Consider the following 23,547-nt stretch of genomic DNA (forward strand, 5'->3'; position numbering starts at 1 on the left):
CATCGTCACTTGTGCGCGGTGAGCCCTGTCTCGGTCTGCTTCTCGAGTTGCCGCACCTGCTCCTGCAAATCGCGCAGTTGCGCCTGCGCGGCCCGCTTCTCGACCTGCAGCACGCGCGTCTGCTCCTGCGCCGACTGCTGCCGCTGCGCGACCTCGGCCTGCTGACTGCGCGCGACGCTCAGATCGGCCTGCAGTTGCTGCGCGCGACTCGCCTGCAGCGCGATCACGCGTTCGAGGAACGTCTTCTGCGCCTGCAGTTCGGTGCGACGGATCTCGACGTCCGCGAGCTGCACCGTCTGCTGGACGAAGTTCGCGTACACCATCTCCGCACGGTTCTTCTCCTGCGACTTGATCACGCGCCACAGATGCTTGTCCTGGAACAGCGCGACGTAATACGTCATCTCGCGCTGATCGAACATCAGGCTCGCGCCGTAGCTGCCGTTATAGGTGGTGCGCATCTCGACGATCCGCCCGTCGTGCAGCATCTGCGTGAGTTCGGCGACATTGCCGAGCGCGGTGGCATCCGTCGCGGATGCGGGGGATGCCGGCGCGGCATCGCCGCTGAGGCTCGTCACCGCGGGGCGCGTACCGGCAACGGGCGCGGTCGCATCGGCGGACCATGCTGCGCCCTCGTGCGCGCAGGCGGCCATCGCAACGATCCACGTTGCGCATCGTGCGAGGGGAAATTTTCGGAAGACCAACGTCAGACTCCGGCGAACGAATCGGAAGTCGCGATTATCGTTCAAAACGAAACGGCCGCATCTCGAATTTACGGGATGCGGCCGGCCTTCCTGCGACGCGAGGCAAGCGCCGGCTACAGGCGCGTTTCGCGTGCCGCGCGCAGGAATGCGTCGAGCAACGGCGTGCAGTCGAGCAGCTCGGAGCCGCCCGCGCGATGAAACTCGGGGTGCCATTGCACGCCGACGACGAACGGTGCGCGCCGGTAGCGGATGCCTTCGATGATCCCGTCGCCGGCCGACACGGCCTCGATGTTCAGATCGCGGCCGAGATCGCGGATCGCCTGATGGTGGATGGAGTTCACGATCGCTTCGCTGCGCCCGGGAAACATGCTCGCGAGCGTCGACGAGTCGGGGAAGCGGATCGAATGGCGATGCTGGTCGTAATGCTCGCTCACGTGTGGATGCGCGGTCGGCACATCGGTCGCGATGTCCTGGTACAGCGAGCCGCCGAACGCAACGTTGATCAGCTGGCAGCCGCGGCACACGCCGAGCACCGGCTTGCCGGACTCGACGAACTCGTGAAACAGCTCGAGCTCGTACATGTCGCGCACGCGGTCGCCCGGCCATTCGGGGCGCGCATCCGATGCCGCGTAGGTTTGCGGCGACACGTCGGCGCCGCCTTGCAGCAGCAGGCCGTCGAGATGCTTCGCGTAGTCGCGCAGGCGGATGTTGCTCGGATGCAGCATGCCCTGGTGACCGACGGTCGGAATCATGAACACGAGCACGTCGCGCGACATCACCCAGTGCGCGATCGATTCCTCGAGATACTGCAGCGTCTTGCCGCGCAACCCCTTCGCACCCGGCTCCGGATGGAAGATCCGCGCCGACACGCCGATGCGCAACGTGCGCTGCGTGATCCGCTGGCCGGCGCGATCGAACAGCCGGCGCGCACGCGCCGCGACGATGCGACCGAACACCGACCATGGCGTGTCGCTGTTCTTCAGGTAAGCCGGCGGCGCATTCTGCGCGCTCGCGGGCGGCGGCCGTGGCGTGTCGAAATCGGGCTGCGCGCCAAAACCGGGCGGCACGGCACCGGTTTTTGGCGGCGCGGCAGTGGGTTCGGCAGCGGCCGTGGTGCCCGCGGCGCCCGGCTCGGACGCCGCCGTGACCGGCGATGCGCCGTCCGCCGCGACATCCTCGGCCGCGGCAGCCTGCGCGACGGAGGGCTGCGTGGCGGGTACCTCCGGCGCTTGTGCCGGACCGGAACGAGGGGAATGGGAAGACGCGGAAGGGGTGCCGGACAGACCGGCCGGGGAAGGCGTGGTTTCGCTCATGACGATGGTCTGGTGCGTCGCTCGCGCGTATTTGGATTGACGAGGATTCATTATGCTTCAGCGCACGATCGCGCGGTAAACCGGCAACATCCTGTCGACATTGTTGCAAATCGTCGCATGCGGCGCCGGACACGCCAGCGTACGTCGTCCGGCGGCATCGGGGGCGCCCCGGTGAACTGGACACCAGTGATATATCACAATAATATTCACGGATTGCCCACCTCATCCGATCGCCCGCGTCATGATCGTGCTCCGCCCGGCCACCGCGCCGCCCCCCGCATGAACGCCCTGACCGACGCCACGCCCGACCGGCCCGCCGCCTCGGCGCTCAGCCTCGCCGAGCGCGCGTACGCACTGATCCAGCGCGACATCATCACGATGCGCCTGAAACCCGGCGCCGCGCTCAACGAAGCCGACCTCGTCGCACGCACCGGCATCGGCCGCACGCCCGTCCATCAGGCCGTGCACCGGCTGGTGCTCGAAGGGCTGCTGTCCGTGATGCCGCGCAAGGGGCTGCTGGTGCAGCCGCTGTCGCTCGACGACATCGTCGCGGTGATCGACGTGCGGCGCATCAACGAAGCGCACTGCGTCGAACTCGCCGCCCGCCATGCGACGCCCGACGATCTCGCCCGCATCGCCGCGCTGCTCGACGACGGGCAGTCGTGCGTGGACACGCACGACGTCGAAGGCATGATGGAGCTCGACCGCGCATTCCATCAGGCGATTGCCGCGGCGGCACGCAATACGGTGCTCGCGGAGATCCTGCGCGCGCTGCACGAACGCTCGCTGCGCTTCTGGTTCGTCACGCTGTCCGAACCGCACCACCTGTCCGACGTCCAGCACGAACACCGCGAACTGTTCGAGCGGCTGTGCGCGCGCGACGCCGCCGGCGCGCGCGCGGCCGTCGAACGCCATATCGATTCGTTTCGCGCCACCCTTGTCCAACATCTTCGCCCCTGAGCCGCCCATGACCACTTTCACGCCCTTCCCCCCGCTCGCCCGGCTCGCCGCCGACCTCGCCGCCGGCCGGACCACGAGCCGCGCGCTCGTCGACGTCGCGCTCGAACGGATCGCCGATCCGTCGGGCCAGGGCGCGGCCGTCTTCACCGAAGTCGACGCCGACAACGCACGCGCGGCCGCCGACGCGCACGATCGCCTGCGTGCCGCCGGCACCGTGCTGTCGCCGCTCGCGGGCATCCCCGTGTCGGTGAAGGACCTGTTCGACGTCGCGGGCCAGGTGACGCGCGCCGGCTCGTGCGTGCTCGACGGCGCGCCGCCCGCGCAGGCCGATGCCGTCGCCGTCGCGCGGCTCAAGCGTGCGGGCGCGGTGCTGGTCGGCCGCACCAACATGAGCGAGTTCGCGTTCTCCGGCCTCGGCCTGAATCCGCACTTCGGCACGCCGCGCTCGCCGTACCGCCGCGACGTACCGGGCGACGCACGCATTGCCGGCGGCTCGTCGTCCGGCGCGGCCGCGTCCGTCGCCGACGGGATGGCGGCGGTCGCGCTCGGCACCGACACCGGCGGCTCGATCCGGATCCCGGCCGCGCTGTGCGGGCTCACGGGCTTCAAGCCGACCGCGAGCCGGATTCCGACGCAAGGCGGCGTGCCGCTGTCGACGACGCTCGACTCGTTCGGCCCGATCGGCCTGACGGTTGCCTGCTGCGCGCTCGTCGACCGGATGCTCGCGGGTCTCGAGCCGCACGTGCCGGCCGCGCGGCCGCTCGAAGGCGTGCGGCTCGGCGTGCTGACCAACTATGTGACGGACGGCGTCGACGCCGACGTCGCCGCCGCGCTCGACGCATCGCTGAAGCATCTCGAGGCCGCTGGCGCGATCGTCACGGAAGTGCGCTTTTCCGCGCTCGACCGGCTGCCGGACATCAACCGCTTCGGCTTCTCGCCGATCGAGGCGTACGCGTGGCATCGCCCGCTGCTCGCGCGGCACCGCGACCGATACGACCCGCGCGTGCTGTCGCGCATCCTGAAGGGCGAGCCGGCGAGCGCGGCCGACTATCTCGACCTGCTCGCCGCCCGCCAGGCGATGCTGGACGAAGCGGCACACACGGTCTGGTCGCGCTTCGACGCACTCGTCGCCCCGACGGTGCCCGTCGTGCCGCCGCGCATCGCCGAACTCGAAGCGGACGACGCCGCGTTCACGCGCACCAATGCGCTGATCCTGCGCAATCCGAGCGCCTTCAACTTCCTCGACGCATGCGCGCTGTCGCTGCCCTGCCATCCGCGCGACGCGGCGCCGGTCGGCCTGATGCTCGCGGCCGCGCCGCATCGCGACGACGCGCTGCTCGCGATCGGCCAGGCGGTCGAGGCCGTACTGAACACGATCCGGTGACCGCGCAAGCGCAATGGCGGTGGACGATGCACCGGACGATGCGGGTGCGGCTGGGTGCCGCACGCGCGCTGTCAGTTTCGTGCCAGATCGTTCGCGCTAAAATCGCGCGATTGTTTATCGGACCGACCAACGACAGGAATCCCGCCGACATGAATGACTCCACGCTCGCACTCCGCCGTGAACGCCGCCTGCTGATGCTGCTCGGCTGGGTGTGCATCGCCTTGCTGGCCGGCGCGCTGTACCTGCAATATGTGAAGAACGAAGATCCGTGCCCGCTGTGCATCATCCAGCGCTACTTCTTCGCGGCGATCGGCATCTTCGCGTTCCTGGCGGCCGGGATACGCAACTGGCGCGGCATCTGGGTGCTCGAGCTGCTGATCGCGATCGCCGCGGCCGGCGGCGTCGGCACCGCCGCGCGACACCTGTCGATCCAGATGAATCCGGGCTTCAGCTGCGGCTTCGACACGCTGCAGCCGATCGTCGACAGCCTGCCGCCCGCCCAGTGGTTCCCCAGCATGTTCAAGGTCGCCGGCCTGTGCGAGACGGTCTACCCGCCGATTTTCGGCGTCCTGCTGCCCGGCTGGGCGCTGATCGGCTTCGCCGTGATGCTGATCGCCGTCGCGTCGAGCCTCTGGCGCCATCGCCGCAAGCTGGCAAGCTGACCGGTCGGGGCGGCGTAGCCGCCCCGCGTTCGTCCGGCGCCGCCCGCGACGTCCCGCGCGGCCGCACCTGGCCGGCCACGCCTCGCCGGCCGCGCGTAAACACCTAACCCCGTCGCAGCCCGGATGTCAGGGCGAACGCGCATCGCGCGACATCCCCGCGCATGCCCCGCCACGCAAGCGTTTCGGCCCGATGCGCGCGCACCAACGCCCCCGATCCCGCGCGGCGGGCCTATGATCGACATGATCGCTGCCTGATAGCCCGGATCACCGCCCGGTGATGTTCCCGCCGCGTTGCGGTGCTATCTTCGCGACTGGATGGCGATCTACGTGCGCGAGGCCAGGCGGTCTCACCTCCTGCGTAACGCGCGCCCGATCCGCAATGTCGACTGGATTTCTCATGACAACGCACACCATCCGCATCCGTCACCCTCATGCCGTCCGCACGTCCCGCGGCATCGTTCGCCCGCGCCTGCGGCGCACCGCCGCCGCACCGCATCGACCGTGCGACCGGCCTGCATCGCTCCCGACAGCCCTCGTTATCGCGTCGGCCGCCAGCGCGCGCCGCGCGTCGCGCCGCGTCGTCCGGAACGGAGCGTGCTGATGGAAGCATGGATCGGCGATCTGCAGCAATTGCTCGCGCACGGCGAAGCGGCCGTGCTCGTGACGGTCGCGCATACCGACGGTTCCGCGCCGCGCGAGGCCGGCACCAAGATGCTCGTCACGCGCGACACGGCCCGCCATACGATCGGCGGTGGTCATCTGGAATGGAAGGCGATCGAAATCGCGCGGCATCTGCTGAAGGACGGCGCGCACGTGCCCCACGCGCGCAGGCTCGAACGGCTCGCGCTCGGCCCGAGCCTCGGCCAGTGCTGCGGCGGCGCGGTCGTGCTCGCGTTCGAGCGGCTCGATGTCGGCGACCTCGGCTGGATCATGTCGCTCGCGAAGCGCGTCGCGGCCGGCGCCGGGACCGTGCGTAGCGTATCATTCGGCCCCGCGCCGGGCGCACCGCTGCTGAGCGAGCCCGAATCGCCCGCCGCGCGTGCCGACTGCCTGCTGTGGGAAACCGGCGGCGTGTCGCTGATGACCGAAACGATCGCGCCGTATGCGTTCCCCGTCATGCTGTTCGGCGCAGGACACATCGGCACCGCGCTCGTGAAGGTGCTGGCGACGCTGCCGTGCCACGTGCGCTGGATCGACGGGCCCGCTGCGGCGTTCCCGCCGGCCGAGGCGCTCGCCGGGATCGGCAATCTCGCGATCGACGCGGTTGCCAGCCCGGCCGACGCCGTCGACACGGCGCCGCCGCACGCGTACTTCGTCGTGATGACGCACGACCACGCACTCGATTTCGTACTGGCCGAGCGCATCCTGCGGCGCGGCGACTACGCGTACTTCGGAATGACCGGCTCGCGCACCAAGCGCGTGCAGTTCGATCATCGGCTGGCAGCGATCGGCATCGACCCGGCCCAGGTCGCGCGCATGCGCTGCCCGATCGGCGTCGAAGGCATCATCGACAAGGCGCCCGAAGTAATCGCGATCTCGGTGGCCGCGCAGTTGCTGCAGGCCGTCGAGGCGAACGCACCCACGCAGGCTTCCCCTACATTCTGACCGACCAAGAACAACGCCATGACCCCGACATTCAAGGACAAGATTGCCCGCGCGCCGAAAGCGGAACTGCACATCCACATCGAAGGCTCGCTCGAGCCGGAACTGATTTTCGCGCTCGCGCAACGCAACGGCGTGAAGCTCGCGTACGAGTCGATCGACGCGCTGCGCGCCGCTTACGCGTTCACCGACCTGCAGTCGTTCCTCGACATCTATTACGCGGGCGCGAGCGTGCTGCTGACCGAGCAGGATTTCTACGACATGACGGCCGCGTACTGCGAACGGGCGCTCGCCGACAACGTCGTCCACACCGAATTGTTCTTCGACCCGCAGACGCACACCGAACGCGGCGTGCCGATCGAGACGGTGGTGGCCGGCATCGACCGCGCACTCGCCGATGCCGAGCCACGCGGGCTGTCGAGCAAGATGATCCTGTGTTTCCTGCGCCACCTGTCCGAAGACGACGCGCTCGCGACGTTCGAATCCGCGCGGCCGCTGTTCGAACGCTATCGCCGCCGGCTGATCGGCGTCGGCCTCGACTCGTCCGAGCTCGGCCATCCGCCGGCGAAGTTCGCGCGCGTGTTCGAGAAGGCGCGCGCGCTCGGGCTGAAGCTCGTCGCGCATGCGGGCGAGGAAGGCCCGCCCGCCTACATCCACGAAGCGCTCGACGTGCTGAAGGTCGACCGGATCGACCACGGCGTGCGCAGCATCGAGGACGCGGCGCTCGTCGAGCGCCTCGCGCGCACGCGCATCGCGCTGACCGTGTGCCCGCTGTCGAACCTGAAGCTGTGCGTGTTCGACGACATGGCGAAGCACACGCTGAAGGCGCTGCTCGATCGCGGCGTCGCGGTGACGATCAACTCCGACGATCCGGCCTACTTCGGCGGCTACGTCAACGACAACTACTTCGCGACGGTCGAGGGGCTGCAGCTGACGGACGCCGAAGTGCACGCCGTGATCCGCAACGGCTTCGAGGCATCGTTCGTCGACGCGGCAGCGCGCGATGCGCTGATCGCGCGTCTCGATTCGTACTGGCAGGCCGCGTGACGGCCGGCATCGAGGTTCGCTAGACAGATGAAACACCGCGACGACATCCGCTTCGCGACGACCGGTTCGGCCCTGCGCCGCGCCGGCCGCATGCGTGCGCGGCGCCTGCGCGCCGGCATCGCGCGCGTCGCGATTGCGGCGACGGCGTTGCGCGTCGTCGTGCACCGAAGCGTGTCGTTGCGGCGCGTCATGCCGCTCGCCGCCGCGCGCGGCGCGATTGCGGCGCCGTCCGCCGGCAACTGCGTGATGGCGGCCGCGACGCTCGCGTGCGCACGCGCAGTGCGCGGCGTGTCCGCCTTCTCGCGTCGCCGCCTCGCGCAGGCATGGGCCGAGCCCTTCATGCCGTCGCGCGCGCGGCACCGACCGTTTTCTTCTGTTTGCCTTACCTTGATGCAGGACCATTCGTCATGACGCAAACCGCTTTCCGTTCCCAGCTGCTGACCTTCAACGGCGACCCGGCGCAGTCGAGCCAGGCCGCGAACCACGAGACCGACGGCCTGCTGATCGTCGACGACGGCAAGGTCGTCGCGGCCGGCCCGTATGCGCGGCTCGCCCCGACGCTCGCGCGCGACGCGGTCGTCCACGACCTGCGCGACAAGCTGATCGTGCCCGGCTTCATCGACACGCACATCCACTATCCGCAGACGGACATGATCGCGTCGCCGGCCCCCGGCCTGTTGCCGTGGCTCGACAAGTACACGTTCCCGACCGAGCGCAAGTTCGGTGACCCGGAGCATGCGCGCGAGGTCGCCGACTTCTTCATCGACGAACTGCTCGCCTGCGGCACGACGAGCGCGCTGGTCTACTGCACCGTGCACAAGCAGTCGGCCGACGCGCTGTTCGCGGCGAGCGATGCCCGCGACTTGCGGATGATCGCGGGCAAGGTGCTGATGGACCGCAATTGCCCCGAGTTCCTGCGCGACACCGCGCAATCGGGCTATGACGACAGCGCCGAGCTGATCGACCTCTGGCACGGCAACGGCCGCCAGCTGTACGCGCTCACGCCGCGCTTCGCGCCGACGTCCACCGAGGCGCAGCTCGAAGCGTGCGGCGAACTCGCGCGCCGCCATCCGGACGTGTTCGTGCAGAGCCACGTCGCGGAAAACGTCGATGAAGTGAAATGGGCTGCGGAGCTGTTCCCCGGCCACCGCAGCTATCTCGACATCTACGATCGCTACGGGCTGCTGCGTCCGCGGGCGGTGTACGGCCACTGCATCCACCTCGACGACGAGGACCGCCGCCGGATGGCCCAGACGCGCACCGTCGTCGCGCACTGCCCGACGTCGAACTTCTTTCTCGGCAGCGGACTGTTCGACTTCGACAAGGCCGGCGAATACGGCGTGCCGGTCACGCTCGCGACCGACGTCGGCGGCGGTACGTCGTTCTCGATGCTGCAGACGATGAACGAGGCGCACAAGGTCGCGCGGCTGTCGGGCCACCACCTGAGCGCGACCCGGATGTTCTGGCTCGCGACGGCCGGCGCCGCGCAGGCGCTCGATCTCGCCGATACGGTCGGCACGCTCGCGCCGCGCACCGAAGCCGACTTCATCGTGCTCGACCCGCAGGCCACGCCGCTGCTCGCGCGCCGCACGAAGCGCGCGGATTCGCTCGAGGAACTGCTGTTCGCGTTCGCGCTGCTCGGCGACGATCGCGCCGTGTACCGCACGTACGCGGCCGGCCGGCTCGTGCACGAGCGCGGTGCCGCACGCCGCGCCGCCGCCGCGTAACAGGCGCGTTTGCCCGCGCCGGTTCCCCTCCCGCTCCGGCGCATCCCGGAGCCGCCGGCTTCGCGCCGCCCGCCGCACGCGCCGTGCTAGAATCCGCCCCTCATTGGGGAGTAGCCGCTCCGCTCGATGTCCCGCGCTCCCGGCGCGCATCGTGACGGAGGCGTCCGTCAACAGACTTGGCCATTCGGCCATGGCGGACGCAGCCACCGAGGCCTGGCGAGACCGATGGTTCACTGCGCGCCGCATCAGGGCCCGGCGCGCGGCGGATCGTCGCTCGCACGCACAACACCGGCCCGTGGAACCCCGTACGTGTCTCAAGCCTTCCTGATCTCCACCGGCGCCGTCGCCCTCGCTGAAATCGGCGACAAGACCCAACTGCTGTCCCTCGTGCTGGCCGCGCGCTATCGCAAGCCCGTGCCGATCATTCTCGGCGTGCTCGTCGCGACGCTCGTGAACCACGGCTTCGCCGGTGCGTTCGGCGAGTGGCTCGGCATACTCGTCACGCCGTCGATCATGCGCTGGGCGCTCGCGTTCTCGTTCATCGCGATGGGGTTGTGGATCCTCGTGCCGGACAAGCTCGATGCCGATGAAGCCAATGCGGCCCGGTCGCGGCTCGGCGTGTTCGGCGCGACGCTCGTCGCGTTCTTCCTCGCGGAAATGGGTGACAAGACGCAGATCGCGACCGTCGCGCTCGCCGCGCGCTTCCAGGATTACATCGGCGTGGTGGCCGGCACGACCTTCGGGATGATGCTCGCGAACGTGCCCGCGATCCTGCTGGGCGACCGTTTCGCGCACCGGCTGCCGACGAAGCTCGTGCATGGCATCGCGGCCGTGCTGTTCGTCGTGCTGGGCGTGCTGGCGTTGCTGGGCGTCGGGTTCTGACGCATACGACGCATACGACACATACGACGCACACAACGCAGGCAGGCAGGTGGCGCGGCCGGGCGGCCGCGCCAGTGCCGACAGCGCGTTACTTCGCGACCGCCGCACCCGAGGCCGGCACGGCCGGCACCGCACGCTCGTTGGCGGCCGGCACCGCCGCGGGCCCGCCGCGCTTGTCCACCGGCAGCCGCACCGTGCGGATCGCGCCGTTCGCCAACGGGAAATCGGCGAGCGCGCTGCGCGCGAGGAACGGCATCGCATACAGCAGCGCGCCGTTGTCGCCGGTTGTGCGCGCGGTCACGTTGTAGACCTCCTTGCCGGTCGCGCGCTCGGTGATCCGGATGCCGAGCGTGTAGTCGAACACCTGGTAGGTCTGCGCGACATAACCCGCCGGCATCGGCCCCCAGGGCCCCCACGGTCCCCACGGCCCGCCCCGCCAGTACGGCCCCGGCCCCATGAACCACGGGTCGTAGTAGACCGGCTGCGGCACCGTCACCAGATCGCTGCCGACCCCGTAGGTCAGCCCGACCAGATAGCGCGCCTGCGCGGCCGGCACCGGCCGGAACGCGTACGCGGACAACTCGTTCGCGACGATCGGCTCGTAGGTCGACTGCTCGATACTGTGTTTCTGCGCATCGGTGCGCGTGAAGGCGTATGTGCGTGTCGCGTCGCTGCCGCTCCAGTCGGAGAAGGCCGTGACCTGCGTCGTCACGTAGCTGGTGCAGCCCGTCAGCAGCGCCACGCACAGCACCGCCGCCCATCCCGCACCGCGTTGAATCCATTCGCGTTTCATGTCGATCCTCGTCGATCCGTCATCCGTATGTCGCACCGCGCGAACCGCACGGGATGCCGATAATACGCGGACTGTCCGAACCGGTAAAAAGTTCGCCCGGCACGCGGCCGCAAGCCTTTGTACAATGGCCCGGTTCGCCCGGTCCGCGCTGCGGACCCGATCCCCACCCCACCGATCTCGACGACCATGTCCGACAACGCATCCTCCACCGTGATCCGCCGCGCCGACTACACGCCGCCGGCCTTCCTCATCGATTCCGTCGCACTCGAATTCGATCTCGCGCCGGCCCGCACGATCGTCAGGAATACGATGCGCGTGCGCCGCAATCCGGACGCGGCGCCCACCCCGCATCTGGAGCTGATGGGCGAAGCGCTCGAATTCCTCGGCGCGCGGCTCGACGGCGCGCCGTATGGTGCAGTGCGCGCGCACGAACACGGGCTGACCGTCGAAAACGTGGCCGATGCGTTCGAGCTCACGCTCGAGAGCGCGTGCGCGCCGGACCAGAACACGACGTTGTCCGGCCTGTACGTATCGAGCGGCAACTTCTTCACGCAGTGCGAGGCCGAAGGTTTTCGCCGCATCACCTACTTCCTCGACCGCCCCGACGTGATGGCCTCGTACACCGTCACGCTGCGCGCCGACAAGGCCGCCTATCCGGTGCTGCTGTCGAACGGCAACCTGGTCGACTCGGGCGAGCTGCCCGACGGCCGCCACTTCGCGAAATGGGAAGACCCATTCCGCAAGCCGAGCTACCTGTTCGCGCTGGTCGCGGGCAAGCTCGTGGCGATCGAGGAGAAGATCACGTCCGGCTCCGGCAAGGAAAAGCTGCTGCAGGTGTGGGTCGAACCGGCCGATCTCGACAAGACCCGTCACGCGATGGATTCGCTGGTCCACTCGATCCACTGGGACGAGAAGCGCTTCGGTCTCGAGCTCGATCTCGACCGCTTCATGATCGTCGCGGTCGGCGACTTCAACATGGGCGCGATGGAGAACAAGGGGCTCAACATCTTCAACACGAAGTACGTGCTGGCGAACCCCGAGACCGCGACCGACACCGACTTCGCGAACATCGAGTCGGTGGTCGGCCACGAGTACTTCCACAACTGGACCGGCAACCGCGTGACCTGCCGCGACTGGTTCCAGTTGAGCCTGAAGGAAGGCCTGACTGTGTTCCGCGATCAGGAGTTCTCGGCCGACATGGCGGCGGGCGACGAGGTCGCATCGGCGGCCCGCGCGGTCAAGCGCATCGAGGACGTGCGCGTGCTGCGCCAGTTGCAGTTCGCCGAGGACGCGGGCCCGATGGCGCATCCGGTGCGTCCGGAAAGCTACGTCGAGATCAACAACTTCTACACGATGACCGTCTACGAGAAAGGCTCGGAAGTCGTGCGGATGTACCAGACGCTGTTCGGCCGCGACGGGTTCCGCAAGGGGATGGACCTGTACTTCCAGCGCCACGACGGTCACGCCGTGACGTGCGACGACTTCCGTCACGCGATGGCCGACGCGAACGGGCGCGATCTCGCGCAGTTCGAGCGCTGGTACAGCCAGGCCGGCACGCCGCGCGTGTCGGTGCGTACCGCGTACGACGCGGCCGCACGCCGCTACACCGTCACGCTCGCGCAGGGCTACGGCGACGCGTCGCCGGCGGCGCGCGAGACGCAACAGGGGCCGCTGCTGATTCCGTTCGCGATCGGCCTGATCGGCCGCGACGGCCGCGACTTGCCGCTGCGCGTCGACGGCGAAGCCGCCGCGTCGGGTACGACGCGCGTGCTCGAATTCACCGACACCGAGCAGACCTTCACGTTCGTCGACGTGCCGGAACAGCCGCTGCCGTCGCTGCTGCGCAATTTCTCGGCGCCGGTGATCGTCGAGTACGACTACGGCGACGACGATCTCGCGTTCCTGCTCGCGCACGACAGCGACCCGTTCAACCGCTGGGAAGCCGGCCAGCGCCTCGCGACGCGCGCGCTGCTGACGCTCGCCGCGCGCGCCGCCGCGAACCAGCCGCTCACGCTCGGCGAGAACTTCGTCGCCGCGTTCCGCCGCGTGCTGACCGATGAAAACCTGTCGCCCGCGTTCCGCGAACTCGCGCTGACGCTGCCGTCGGAAACCTATCTCGCCGACCAGATGGCGGAAGCCGATCCGGCCGCCGTGCATCGCGCACGCCAGTTCGTGCGCCGCCAGCTCGCGACCGCGCTGCGCGCCGAGTGGCTGGCAGCGCACGAGCAGCACCAGACGCCCGGCGCGTACGAGCCGACGCCCGAAGCGTCCGGCCGCCGCGCGCTGAAGAACCTCGCGCTCGCGTATCTCGCCGAACTCGAGGATCCGGCCGACACCGTGCGCATCGCCACCGCGCAGTACGACGCGGCGAACAACATGACCGATCGCGCCGCCGCGCTCGGCGCACTGCTGTCCGCCGCGGCCTCGGGCGCGAACGACGCGGCCACGCGTGCGCTCGACGACTTCTACCGTCGCTTCGAGAAGGAAGCGCTCGTGATCGACAAGTGGTTCGCGATGCAGGCCGCGCAACGCGGCACGTCCGCCCAGCCGACGCTCGCGAAAGTCCGCAAGCTGATGGCCCACCCCGCGTTCAACCTGAAGAACCCGAACCGCGCACGCTCGCTGATCTTCAGCTTCTGCGCGGCGAACCCGGCGCAATTCCACGCGGCGGACGGTTCGGGCTACGCGTTCTGGGCCGAACAGGTGCTCGCGCTCGACGCAATCAACCCGCAAGTCGCCGCGCGCCTCGCCCGCTCGCTCGAACTGTGGCGCCGCTTCACGCCGGCGCTGCGCGACCGGATGCGCGAAGCGCTCGAGCAGGTCGCGGCCGGCGCGAAATCGCGCGACGTGCGCGAGATCGTCGAGAAGGCGCTCGCGTAACGGCACGCACGCGATTCGCGTCGCGCTCCCGCGCGAAGAAGCCGGCGCCGCTCCGTTGCGGCGCCGGCTTTTTTATCGGCTGAAAGGTGCCCGGGGTCGGAGCCGGAGAGCGCGCTCAACCGCCGGCAGTGGCGCCGCCGCTGGGCCGGTGCGCCGCGCCGCGCACGCGGGAACCCGGCCGAATGGGCCGCGCGGCCATGTAACCGGACGAAAAAAGCCGGTGGCACGGGAGGCCCGGCGGGTAAAATTGCGGGCATTCAAGGATTCTTTGGCCTTTCGGAGTCAGTCATGTCCATTGCCCGCCGCACCACGCTGTCGAAGTTCCTGATCGAACAGCAACGTGAGACCAACAACCTCCCCGCCGACCTGCGCCTGCTGATCGAAGTCGTCGCACGCGCGTGCAAGGCGATCAGCTACAACGTGTCGAAGGGCGCGCTCGGCGAAGCGCTCGGCACCGCCGGCAGCGAGAACGTGCAGGGCGAAGTGCAGAAGAAGCTCGACATCCTGTCGAACGAGATCCTGCTCGACGCGAACGAATGGGGCGGCAACCTCGCCGCGATGGCGTCGGAGGAAATGGAAACGTTCTTCCCGATCCCGGCGAACTACCCGCGCGGCGAATACCTGCTCGTGTTCGATCCGCTCGACGGCTCGTCGAACATCGACGTGAACGTGTCGATCGGCACGATCTTCTCGGTGCTGCGCTGCCCGGACGGCAAGCAGGCCACCGAGGAATCGTTCCTGCAGCCGGGTACGGAGCAGGTCGCGGCCGGCTACGCGGTGTACGGCCCGCAAAGCGTATTCGTGCTGACGACCGGCAACGGCGTGAACTGCTTCACGCTCGACCGCGAAGTCGGTTCGTGGGTGCTCACGCAAAGCAACATGCAGATCCCGGCCGATACGCGCGAATACGCGATCAACGCGTCGAACGCGCGCCACTGGTACGAGCCGGTCCAGCGCTATGTCGACGAACTGAATGCCGGCAAGGACGGTCCGCGCGGCGACAACTTCAACATGCGCTGGATCGCATCGATGGTGGCCGACGTGCACCGGATCCTGAACCGTGGCGGCATCTTCATGTACCCGGCCGACAAGCGCACGCCCGATCGCCCGGGCAAGCTGCGCCTGATGTATGAAGCGAACCCGATGTCGTTCATCGTCGAACAGGCCGGCGGCGCCGCGACGACGGGCACGCAGCGCATCATGGAAGTGCAGCCCACCGGCCTGCACCAGCGCGTGCCGGTCTTCCTCGGTTCGAAGAATGAAGTCGAACGCGTGACCGGCTATCACACCGAAGGCGAAGGCAAATAAATTTGCCCCGCGGCACTGGACGAAGGTGCGAGACGTCAGTACAATCGCGCCTTCGCGATGTGGCCCTGACAGGCTGCGTCGCAGTGAAGTGAAAGCGGGAAGTCCGCCGGATCGATGGTTTCGCGAAGCAGCAGCACCAGCAAGCTGAAAAAATTTCGCAAAACCTATTGCCAAGATCTCGGATTTGACCATATAATTTCATTTCTCTGCTGCCGGTGTAGCTCAGTTGGTAGAGCAGCGCATTCGTAATGCGAAGGTCGTAGGTTCGACTCCTATCTCCGGCACCAAGACATAAAGGCCTGACAAGCATCGCTTGTCAGGCCTTTTCTCTTTTCCAGCCGCGTTTTCCGTACACGAAATCGTGCGCCCCCTCGTTTCCGCTTGCGGGCAGCATCCTCGCCCCGCGCACCGGCGATTGCAATCGCCGGTTCATCCTGCCCTCTCCTTGCATCATGCGCACCTGGCGTCATGAGCGATCGAACCTCGGCCGCCAACTGGACGTGTCCCGTGCGACCGGCCTCATCGCCGCGATCGGCAGCAGCGAGCCGGACGTGCACGCCGCGGCCATCTGACCGATCTCGTCGGCCCATGCTTCACGGCGTTGCGCTGCACGCGCGACGGCGCACCGGATCCGTCGTTCGCCGCGCATCGTTTGCACACCCGCCGCGCCGTAGGCAGACGAATCCCCTGGAAAAACCCGTTAAGGGTGCATAACATTACTTAACGATTCCGACCCGTCTATCGCGTTACATTGCGTGGGCGGCGCGGCGGGTCGCATGCCGCCTTCCTGCAGCTTGCGGCGAAACAGCCGACGTCCGGTCATTTCGACTCAATACAAGGAGAGGATCACCATGACTCATGGCTTGATTATGTGGCTCATCATCGGCGCGATCGCCGGCTGGCTGGCTGGCCTGCTGGTCAAGGGCGGCGGATTCGGCCTGATCGTCGACATCATCGTCGGTATCGTCGGCGCGGTGATCGGCGGCTGGCTGGCCGGGATGCTCGGCATCACCATCGGCAGCGGCTTCATCGGCTCGGTGATCGTCGCTGTCATCGGCGCCGTGGTCCTGCTGTTCGTGATCCGGCTATTCAGGCGCGCGGCCTGACGATCTTCTCGCGCGCCTTCGGGCGCGCCCCTTTGTTTTCGCATCGAAGCGGCGCGCGACATCCCGCGCGCCGCCTTCCGTTTCAGCGGCGCTTGCCGCGCTGCGACCAGCCGTCGAGCACGTCGGTCGTCAGCAATCCGCTGCGCGCTTCGCGTGCGCCATCGCGACCGATCCACACGGTACGCGGCATTTCTCCCCGCCATCCCGCATCGAGCGCCGCCCGCAGACGCTCGGGCATCGGCTCCGCGTTCGCATACTGCGCGACCTGCGGCGGCAGGTTCATTTGCGCGAGCGCCTGGGCGATCGCGGCGCCGTTGTCGTCATAAGCGTCCATCGCGACCATGGCGAGCTGCACGTCCGGATGCCGGCGCTGCCACGCGACGAGATGCGCGGCGTTCTCGCGGCAGTATCCGCAATCGAGCGACCAGATCTCGACCGCGAGCGGCCGTTCGTGCGCCGTCGCGTACAACTTCGCGACCTCGGCCGCACGCAGCGGCTGCAGCTCGCCGGCCCACGCCGGCAGGCTCGCGAGCACGGCGCCGATCAACACCATCAGCCGTTTCATTGTGCGCCCTCCACGGGAATCAGCCGGTAGCCGTCGTTACGCGTACGCCATGACAGATAGATGCGCCCCGCGTCGTCGAGCAGTTGCGGATTGTCGCTCGCGCCCGACGTCGACGCGAGCACGCGCGGCGCCGACCAGTGCTCGCCGCGATCGTCCGAGCGGCGCAGCTTGATCTGCATCGTGTCGCCGTCGAACGCCTTCCACGCAAGCCAGACGACGTCGCCGCGCGCGACGAGCGCCGCATGCGACGCCTGCTCGGCCGGCGCCGCCGGATTCGCGCCGAATGCCCACGGCGTGCCGCGCGGCTGGCCGTCGGCGCCGATGCGCGAGTAGAACACGTCGGCGCGGCCATCGACGACGCCGAACCACGCGATATGACGCGTACCGTCGGGCGTGATCGCAAGCGCCGGCCCGTGCTCGGGACAGGCCTCGACATGCCAGTTCGAGAACGTCGCACGCACCGGCACGACGGGCTCCGCTGCCGACACGGGCAGTACCGCGAGCGCATGGTCGCGGATCTGTCCCGGGAACACGTTGCGCCACACGCCTTCGATGTGTCCGGCCGGATCGATCGCCATCGCGATGCGGCAGCATTCGCACGTGTGGTCGGTCACCTTGCGCTCGGGCTCGAACGACGCGCCGCCGTCGCGCGACACCGCGTAGTAGACGGCCGCGCCTTCATACGCGTGCCCCGCCGCCTTCGCCGCGACGAGATCGCGCTTGTCGATCCACGCGATCGCGATGTTGCCGGCCGGATCGACGGCCATCATGTCGAAGCGGTGCGTGATCGCCTGCCGGTCGCGATGCACGGTGACGGGCACGCTCCAGCTTGCACCGCCGTCGAGCGAGCGCGAGAAGCGCACCATGCCGGTGTACGGCGCATCGAGCGGCATCGACCACGACACGTACACCGCACGGCCGTCGGGGCTCGTCGCGATCTTCGGCCGATTCTCCGCGCTCGTGTAGATCGGCTCGGGCATCGCGTTCACGGTCACGGGCGCGGACAGCGTGCGGCCCGCGTCGTCCGAGTGCGCGACGACGACGTGCGCGCCTTCGACCCATGCGACCCACAGCCGGTGCCGCGCGTCGAACGCGGCGCCGGTCGCGAGCGGCTGCTTCTGTTGCGCCGGCGCAGCCTGCATGCTCATGTGCGCGGCATGCGGATCGGCGGTTTGCGGTGCGTCGTGCGCACCGGCGGGCGACAGCGCCGCGAGCCACAGCGCGCAGCCTGCCGCGAACGATTTCACAGCGACCATTTCAGTTCTCCAAAGAAAGTGCGGCCCGGATACGGGTGGAACACGTAGTAGCGACGGTCCGTCAGGTTGTCGATGCCGACCGATGCGGTCCAGTGACGGTCGAACCGGTAGCGCGCCTTCAGGTCGACGACCGTGAAGATGCTCGTGCCGCCGTATACGTCCGGATTCACGTCGCTGTTGTCCAGCGTGTTGAACTGGCGACCGGAGTACCGGACGCCGACGCTCGCGAGCCAGTGCTCGTCGAAGCGGTACGACGCGAGCAGGTTCGCGCGCATGCGCGGGATGCGCGGAAAGCGCGAGCCGACGTACGCGGGATTCGCGGTGTCGGCCAGGATCTGCGCGTTGCTCGCCGACACGTTCGCGTCGACGTCGAGCCCGCGCAGCCCGACGTTGCGACCGCTGAATCCGAGTTCGACGCCGCGCACGCGCACGCGATCGACGTTCGAGATGTTGGTGACGGTCGACGCGCCCGCCACCGTCGTCTGGCTGTAGATCGAATCGCGCAGGTCGCTCTGGAACACGCTCGCGCGCACGACGCCGACGCCCACGTCGCGCTCGGCCGTGAAGTCCCAGTCGATCGCCTTTTCCGGCCGCAGGCTCGGGTTGTTGTTGACGATCGCGTTGTTCGAGATCGTGCCCTGGAACAGCTCGCCGACCGTCGGGAAGCGCGTGCCCGTCGCGAACGACACCCGGAAGCGCCACACGTCCGTTGCGTCCCATTGCAGCGCGACTTTCGGCGACAGCGCATTCGCGCCGCGGTCCGCGTAGCCGAGCGTGCCGCCCGCGTTGCCGAGCGCGCCGCCGTATGCATCCCAGCGCTCGTAGCGCAGGCCGAGGGTCGCGAGCCAGCCGGGCGCGAAACGCCACGCGTCCTGCGCGAACAGCGCCTGCGTGCGCGTGTCGCCCTGGTAGACGCTCGCGAGCGAGGTGGTCGGCCCGGCCAGCCAGTCGGCCGTGTTGTACGTGACGTTGCGCAGGAAATAGTTGTCGTAGTGATAGCCGAACGTGAACGTGTGGCCCTTCACTTCCGGCGCCTCGGCCTTCAGGTCGAGCGTACGCCAGCCCGTGCCGTCGCCCTGGAACAGCGTGCCGGCCCCGCCCTGCGCGTTCGATGCCGCGCGCAGCACGTCGCGCGACACGTCGTACGCGGACACCACGCCCGACAGCCGCCAGCCCGAATCGAGCCGGCCGTTCAGGCCGAGCGCGTACAGCCAGTTCTCCTGGTCGCCGCGCTGCGGCGCGAACGCGCTCGGCGCGACGGTCATGTTCCTGCCCCCGATCGACACGTTGCCGCCGTAGACGGGATTGCCGGCCGCGTCGCGCAGGAAGGTTTCGCCGTGCTGCCGGTAATGGTTCTCCCAGTGCCCGAGCGTCAGCGTCGCGTCGACGCGGTCCGTGAACGCATAGCCCATCCGGACCGTCTCGTTGAGCTGCTCGGTCCGCTCGAGGTTCTGCGCGCCGACGATCGTGCGCGGCTTGCCGTTGGGTCCGATGTCGGTGGCCGCGCCCGACACGGGCACCGCGGCGCCGAGCTTCGGGTTGTACGCGGAATTGGGGCTTGCATACTGCATCGGCTGACCGTCGTTCTCCAGCCGGTCGAGCGACAGCGAGAACCAGAATTTGCCGATCCGGTTCGCGATCCGCGCGGTCTGGTGATTGCCGCCGAAGCTGTCCGCCAGCCCGTAGCCGTCGTGATAGCGCTGCGTGAAGAACTGCGTCGACAGCGACCCCTCGAGTTTGTCGGGGCGCCGCGTGGTCAGCAGCACGGTCGAGCCGATCGCGTTGCCGGGGTACAGCGCGGAAAAGGGGCCATACAGCACGTCGACGCGCTCGATATCGTCGGGCGCGATCAGCGACCAGCGCGGCGGGTACGCATAGCTGGAGCCGAGCAGGTTCGACAGCAGCAGGCCATCGGCATACACGAGCCCGCGCGCACTCTGCAGTTCGTTGAAATCGCGGCCGGCGAACACGCTGTTGCGATCGCCGATGTAGCGCTTGCGAACCATCAGGTTGGGCGCGTACTTCAACGCGTCCTCGGTCGTGACGTTGGTGTGCGCGTCGATCTGCTCGCGCGTGATCGACTCGACGACGGCAGGCGTATCCGGATCGACGGGTTGCCGCCGGGCGGTGACGCTGACTTCGGTCAGCGTGTCGCCCGGCTGCGCGGGCACGACCGCGGCGACCGATGCGGCACGGCCGGCCGGGTTGCCCGAGCGGCCGGGCGCCGGGTCGGCGGGCGCGCCATCGATCGCAGCCGCCTGTGCGGCAGGCCACGCAAAAGCGGCCGCGCAAGCGAGCGCGAGCCGACCGCGCGACGGCCGCGCGGCGAAGGTGAACGACATGGATGAATTCCTGAAAACGTGACCGGGAGCCGCCGCACGCGAGCCGCCGCGCCGCGCGCATACGGCGCGGCGCGCGGACCGGGCCGCGGGCGGCACGCGCGCCACTGGGGCGCGCGAACGATGTCAATCAGATCGGGACGTTTTCAGGCGGACCGCGCGGCTGCGCGAGGCGGATGCCCTTGCGGGGAAAATCGGGAACGGCCGGGGCGGCCGCCCGGTACGCGAACGCGCGTACGAAACCCGGCAACGCGGGCAGGCTCGTGCCGAGCGCGACGTTCGCAGCGAAGCCGGGACAGTACACGCAGTGCGGCACGCCGGCATGGTCGAACGACGCTGCGCCGCGGCCGTCGCCGGACTGCGCGAGGATGACCTGGCGAGCACCTGCCGCGCTGCACAGCTCGAGCGTGAGCTCGCCGGAACCGCTCGACGCGAGACGCGCGTAGCCGATGACGGGCGACAGTACGTTCAGTACCAGCGCCAGCCATACGAGGCCGATCCATCGCGTCGTCCGTTTCATCGCGGTCCAGGAAAAAGTGCGCGCAAGTATAGCAAGCGCCCGATGGTTGCCGAGTGAGCCGGATGCAATAGTCGGCATCGCACGGCGCGCCGCAGCGCATGTGCCGTTAATACAACAGAGACAAAATCTAACGATTCGCCACTGGCACAAATCCGAGCACGAGGTTGATAATTATTCAACCTGCTGGAGAAACGACCATGGACGAAAGACCAACTCGCATGCCCCCGCCCGAGCAAGTAATGAGCCCGGATCCGGAACCCGTCGGCGTGGAATTCCTCGCCGAATTGCCCGACCACGTGCGGGCATTCTTCGACGAGCAGCACAAGCTGTACTCGCCGAAGTGAACCTACGTTCGGTTCCGTAACCGCCACGTGTCGATCGATATCGTGCGGTTCATCGCTGCGTTTTCGGCGCAGATCGCTTCGCACCCGGGCTGCAACGGCCTGATGGTGTCGGGTCAGCGCGTCCGCTGATTCTTCTGTCGCGTCGTTTCGCCGCGCGACTGTCTTCGTCTATCCTTCTGGTTTTCCCCCTGCGGCCCGCCCGGCTCACCCGATCGTTCCGATGAAACAAGCCATTCGTGCCAGCATCGCTGTCGCCGCGCTCGGCGTCGCCCTTTTTTCGTCACCGCCCGTCGCGCGCGCCGACGGCGACGACACCGCGCTCACCAATCTCGTCGCGCTCGCATCGCAGCGGATCGCGCTTGCCGAACCCGTCGCACGCTGGAAATGGGCGAACCACAAGGCGATCGAGGACCAGCCGCGCGAAGCGGCACTGCTCGCATCGGTGGAGAAGCGCGCCGCACAGTCGGGCGTGGATCCCGCGTTCGCGCGGACGTTCTTCGAGGATCAGATCGCCGCGAGCAAGGACGTGCAGAACGCGCTCTTTGCCACCTGGCTCGCGACGCGGCCGCCCGAAGGCACGCCGCCCGACCTCGCGACCAGCACGCGGCCGGCGCTCGACCAGCTCACGCAAAAGATGCTGGCCGGCCTCGCACGAATCGCGCCGCTGCACGACGCGCCCGATTGTCAGGCGCGGCTCGCCCGTAGCATCGCGAACTGGAAGACGCTCACCCGCTACGACGCCAGCCGCACGCAGGCGCTCGGCACCGCGCTGTCCCACGTCTGCTCGGCCGGCGGCGCCAGCGCGATCGGCTGACGCACTCGGCCACCGCGCGCCGCGGCACGCGGCGCTCAGTCGGCGGGCGTGAGCGCCGCGAGCGGAATCAGTTGCAGGCCGCGCGCGAGATGGGTCTGCAGCAGGCGATGGGTATGGGGTTCGTACGCACCGTCCAGGCCGTCGGCCGCGAGCCGCATGGCCGCGTCGAGTGATTCGGCCGCACCGAGATAGCGCCACCCGTCGATCACGTGAAACAGGCGGCGCTCGCCGCACGCTTCGAACGCGACCGCGCCGTCGAACGGCCAGCACGCGTTGCCCGCACGGGCTTTATCGGCCGCGGGACGCCGGTTGTGAGACGGACGCAGGCGGGCGATCCACTGTGCTTCGGCGAGCATCGCGCCCAGCTCGTTGCCGGTCTCCCGCCATTCGACTCGCCGCACCTGCTGCGCGAGCCGCATTTCCTTCGACGAGCGCCGCTCGCCGGTCAGCAATGCGCGCAAGCGCTGCCGCACACGCACACTGCGCCCGACGTAAAGGGCTTCGTCGCCCTCCCCGAACAGCGCGTACGCGCCGCATCCGGCGGGCGCGGTATCCAGCCAAGCTTCGGTCATGCCGCCCGCGAGACGGAAGTGGCGCGTCGTACGCGCGATCTGGTCGCGCAGACGCTCGAGCGGCACGATCTCGTGCAACTGCCGCCAGAACTGCCAAAGGAGATCGGCATCCGCGAGCGCCCGGTGGCGGGCCGCGGGGACGAGGCCATGACGCTCGATCAAAGCATCGAGTCCGTGCCGCGCCTCGCGCGGAAACAGCGCGCGCGACAGCCTCACCGTACACAGGACGTCCGGATTGAACGCGAGGCCGGCACGGTCGAATTCGGCGCGCAGGAAGCCGCGGTCGAAGCTCGCGTTGTGCGCGACGAACAGCTTGCCATCGAGCCGCTCGAACAGCGTGGTCGCGAGCGACGCGAACGACGGCGCGTCGCGCACCATTTCGTCCGAAATGCCGGTCAGTTGCTGGATGAACGGCGGAATCGACTGTCCCGGGTTGAGCAGCGTCGTCCACGTCGACACGCCGAGCGGGCCGATTTCGACCACGCCGATTTCGGTGATGCGGTGCTCGGCGGACGAGCCACCGGTGGTTTCAAGGTCGACGAAGACGAGCGGCTGCTCGCAGGCTGGATCGGACGGACGGAAATCGGGCATGAAAAGGCAGGGAAACGGTGCTTTCGTGAGTATGCACCGGCATGCACGTTCACGACCAGTCCGAACCGGAATCGATTCGCCGGCGGCCCGGTTTCATGCCCCGAAATCGGGATAGGGGCGGTCAGATAAACTGACCGATCCCCTCCCACACCACCCGGCATGCGGGTCCGCACCGGGCGGT

General features: G+C 68.5%; 21 protein-coding genes, 1 tRNA gene and 1 riboswitch. Of the genes, 14 read left to right on the forward strand and 8 right to left on the reverse strand.

Annotated elements, in window-relative coordinates:
* Window positions 1–5: 5 nt before the first annotated feature.
* Together SB786_RS26390 and SB786_RS26395 are read right to left on the reverse strand one after the other, a co-directional pair.
* Window positions 6–650, reverse strand: a complete 645-nt coding sequence (locus SB786_RS26390) for a DUF2968 domain-containing protein (RefSeq protein ID WP_410730044.1) — start codon at window positions 648–650, stop codon at window positions 6–8.
* A gap of 164 nt (window positions 651–814) precedes the next feature.
* Entirely contained in the window at window positions 815–2,014 is a 1,200-nt protein-coding gene (locus SB786_RS26395) for a gamma-glutamyl-gamma-aminobutyrate hydrolase family protein (protein WP_410730045.1), read from the reverse strand.
* A 279-nt stretch (window positions 2,015–2,293) separates the two neighbouring features.
* Between SB786_RS26395 and SB786_RS26400 the strand changes: the two genes are divergently transcribed.
* From SB786_RS26400 to SB786_RS26435, 8 genes are all read left to right on the forward strand, one after another.
* The gene (locus SB786_RS26400; RefSeq protein ID WP_410730046.1) at window positions 2,294–2,974 is read left to right on the forward strand and encodes a GntR family transcriptional regulator; all 681 of its coding nucleotides are present in this window, start codon (window positions 2,294–2,296) and stop codon (window positions 2,972–2,974) included.
* Between the two features lie 7 nt (window positions 2,975–2,981).
* A complete protein-coding gene (locus tag SB786_RS26405) occupies window positions 2,982–4,358 on the forward strand; it encodes an amidase (protein ID WP_410730047.1) in 1,377 nt (458 codons plus the stop codon).
* Window positions 4,359–4,507: 149 nt separating this feature from the next.
* Entirely contained in the window at window positions 4,508–5,020 is a 513-nt protein-coding gene (locus SB786_RS26410) for a disulfide bond formation protein B (protein WP_410730048.1), read from the forward strand.
* A gap of 600 nt (window positions 5,021–5,620) precedes the next feature.
* Entirely contained in the window at window positions 5,621–6,625 is a 1,005-nt protein-coding gene (xdhC, locus tag SB786_RS26415) for a xanthine dehydrogenase accessory protein XdhC (RefSeq protein WP_410730049.1), read from the forward strand.
* Between the two features lie 18 nt (window positions 6,626–6,643).
* Window positions 6,644–7,669 (forward strand): adenosine deaminase, encoded by a 1,026-nt coding sequence (locus SB786_RS26420; RefSeq protein WP_410730050.1) that lies wholly within the window; start codon window positions 6,644–6,646, stop codon window positions 7,667–7,669.
* 27 nt (window positions 7,670–7,696) lie between these two features.
* Window positions 7,697–8,080, forward strand: coding sequence for a hypothetical protein (locus tag SB786_RS26425; protein WP_410730051.1), 384 nt, complete (start codon window positions 7,697–7,699; stop codon window positions 8,078–8,080).
* Window positions 8,077–9,396, forward strand: a complete 1,320-nt coding sequence (gene guaD / locus SB786_RS26430; RefSeq protein WP_410730052.1) for a guanine deaminase — start codon at window positions 8,077–8,079, stop codon at window positions 9,394–9,396. The genes SB786_RS26425 and guaD overlap by 4 nt, the downstream gene beginning before the upstream one ends.
* A 93-nt stretch (window positions 9,397–9,489) precedes the next feature.
* Window positions 9,490–9,627, forward strand: a riboswitch (yybP-ykoY riboswitch).
* A 78-nt stretch (window positions 9,628–9,705) separates the two neighbouring features.
* Window positions 9,706–10,278 (forward strand): TMEM165/GDT1 family protein, encoded by a 573-nt coding sequence (locus SB786_RS26435; protein ID WP_126227339.1) that lies wholly within the window; start codon window positions 9,706–9,708, stop codon window positions 10,276–10,278.
* 88 nt (window positions 10,279–10,366) lie between these two features.
* On the opposite strand, the gene SB786_RS26440 is transcribed toward SB786_RS26435, so the two are convergent.
* Window positions 10,367–11,071 (reverse strand): DUF4136 domain-containing protein, encoded by a 705-nt coding sequence (locus tag SB786_RS26440; protein WP_410730053.1) that lies wholly within the window; start codon window positions 11,069–11,071, stop codon window positions 10,367–10,369.
* A gap of 186 nt (window positions 11,072–11,257) precedes the next feature.
* On the opposite strand from SB786_RS26440, the gene pepN reads away from it, so the two are divergent.
* The 4 genes from pepN (at window position 11,258) to SB786_RS26460 (ending at window position 16,365) form a co-directional block, all read left to right on the forward strand.
* Entirely contained in the window at window positions 11,258–13,951 is a 2,694-nt protein-coding gene (gene pepN, locus SB786_RS26445) for an aminopeptidase N (protein ID WP_410730054.1), read from the forward strand.
* A gap of 288 nt (window positions 13,952–14,239) precedes the next feature.
* Window positions 14,240–15,259 carry a class 1 fructose-bisphosphatase gene (locus SB786_RS26450; RefSeq protein WP_410730055.1) on the forward strand — a complete coding sequence of 340 codons (1,020 nt, stop codon included), beginning with the start codon at window positions 14,240–14,242 and terminating at the stop codon, window positions 15,257–15,259.
* 211 nt (window positions 15,260–15,470) lie between these two features.
* A tRNA-Thr gene (locus tag SB786_RS26455) sits at window positions 15,471–15,546 on the forward strand.
* Between the two features lie 564 nt (window positions 15,547–16,110).
* On the forward strand, window positions 16,111–16,365 hold the full coding sequence (locus tag SB786_RS26460) for a GlsB/YeaQ/YmgE family stress response membrane protein (protein WP_006753220.1): 255 nt from the start codon (window positions 16,111–16,113) through the stop codon (window positions 16,363–16,365).
* A gap of 82 nt (window positions 16,366–16,447) precedes the next feature.
* On the opposite strand, the gene SB786_RS26465 is transcribed toward SB786_RS26460, so the two are convergent.
* The 4 genes from SB786_RS26465 to SB786_RS26480 form a co-directional block, all read right to left on the reverse strand.
* On the reverse strand, window positions 16,448–16,930 hold the full coding sequence (locus tag SB786_RS26465) for a TlpA disulfide reductase family protein (RefSeq protein ID WP_011656233.1): 483 nt from the start codon (window positions 16,928–16,930) through the stop codon (window positions 16,448–16,450).
* Complete coding sequence (locus SB786_RS26470; RefSeq protein WP_410730056.1) at window positions 16,927–18,186, reverse strand: exo-alpha-sialidase; 1,260 nt, start codon at window positions 18,184–18,186, stop codon at window positions 16,927–16,929. Before SB786_RS26470 ends, SB786_RS26465 begins: the two co-directional genes overlap by 4 nt.
* Window positions 18,174–20,528: a TonB-dependent receptor gene (locus SB786_RS26475; protein ID WP_410730057.1), complete on the reverse strand. Its 2,355-nt coding sequence runs from the start codon at window positions 20,526–20,528 to the stop codon at window positions 18,174–18,176. Before SB786_RS26475 ends, SB786_RS26470 begins: the two co-directional genes overlap by 13 nt.
* Window positions 20,529–20,655: 127 nt before the next feature.
* The gene (locus tag SB786_RS26480; protein ID WP_410730058.1) at window positions 20,656–21,045 is read right to left on the reverse strand and encodes a DUF2946 domain-containing protein; all 390 of its coding nucleotides are present in this window, start codon (window positions 21,043–21,045) and stop codon (window positions 20,656–20,658) included.
* Between the two features lie 239 nt (window positions 21,046–21,284).
* Between SB786_RS26480 and SB786_RS26485 the strand changes: the two genes are divergently transcribed.
* Together SB786_RS26485 and SB786_RS26490 are read left to right on the forward strand one after the other, a co-directional pair.
* Window positions 21,285–21,389, forward strand: coding sequence for a chorismate mutase (locus SB786_RS26485; protein ID WP_162269111.1), 105 nt, complete (start codon window positions 21,285–21,287; stop codon window positions 21,387–21,389).
* Between the two features lie 220 nt (window positions 21,390–21,609).
* Window positions 21,610–22,203 carry a chorismate mutase gene (locus SB786_RS26490; protein WP_410730059.1) on the forward strand — a complete coding sequence of 198 codons (594 nt, stop codon included), beginning with the start codon at window positions 21,610–21,612 and terminating at the stop codon, window positions 22,201–22,203.
* A gap of 35 nt (window positions 22,204–22,238) precedes the next feature.
* Here the strand turns inward: SB786_RS26490 and SB786_RS26495 are convergent, their stop codons facing one another.
* Window positions 22,239–23,366: an exonuclease domain-containing protein gene (locus tag SB786_RS26495; RefSeq protein WP_410730060.1), complete on the reverse strand. Its 1,128-nt coding sequence runs from the start codon at window positions 23,364–23,366 to the stop codon at window positions 22,239–22,241.
* Between the last annotated feature and the right edge of the window lie 181 nt (window positions 23,367–23,547).

The organism is Burkholderia sp. SIMBA_062 (genome assembly GCF_046534765.1).
GTDB classification, from domain to species: Bacteria; Pseudomonadota; Gammaproteobacteria; order Burkholderiales; family Burkholderiaceae; genus Burkholderia; species Burkholderia ambifaria.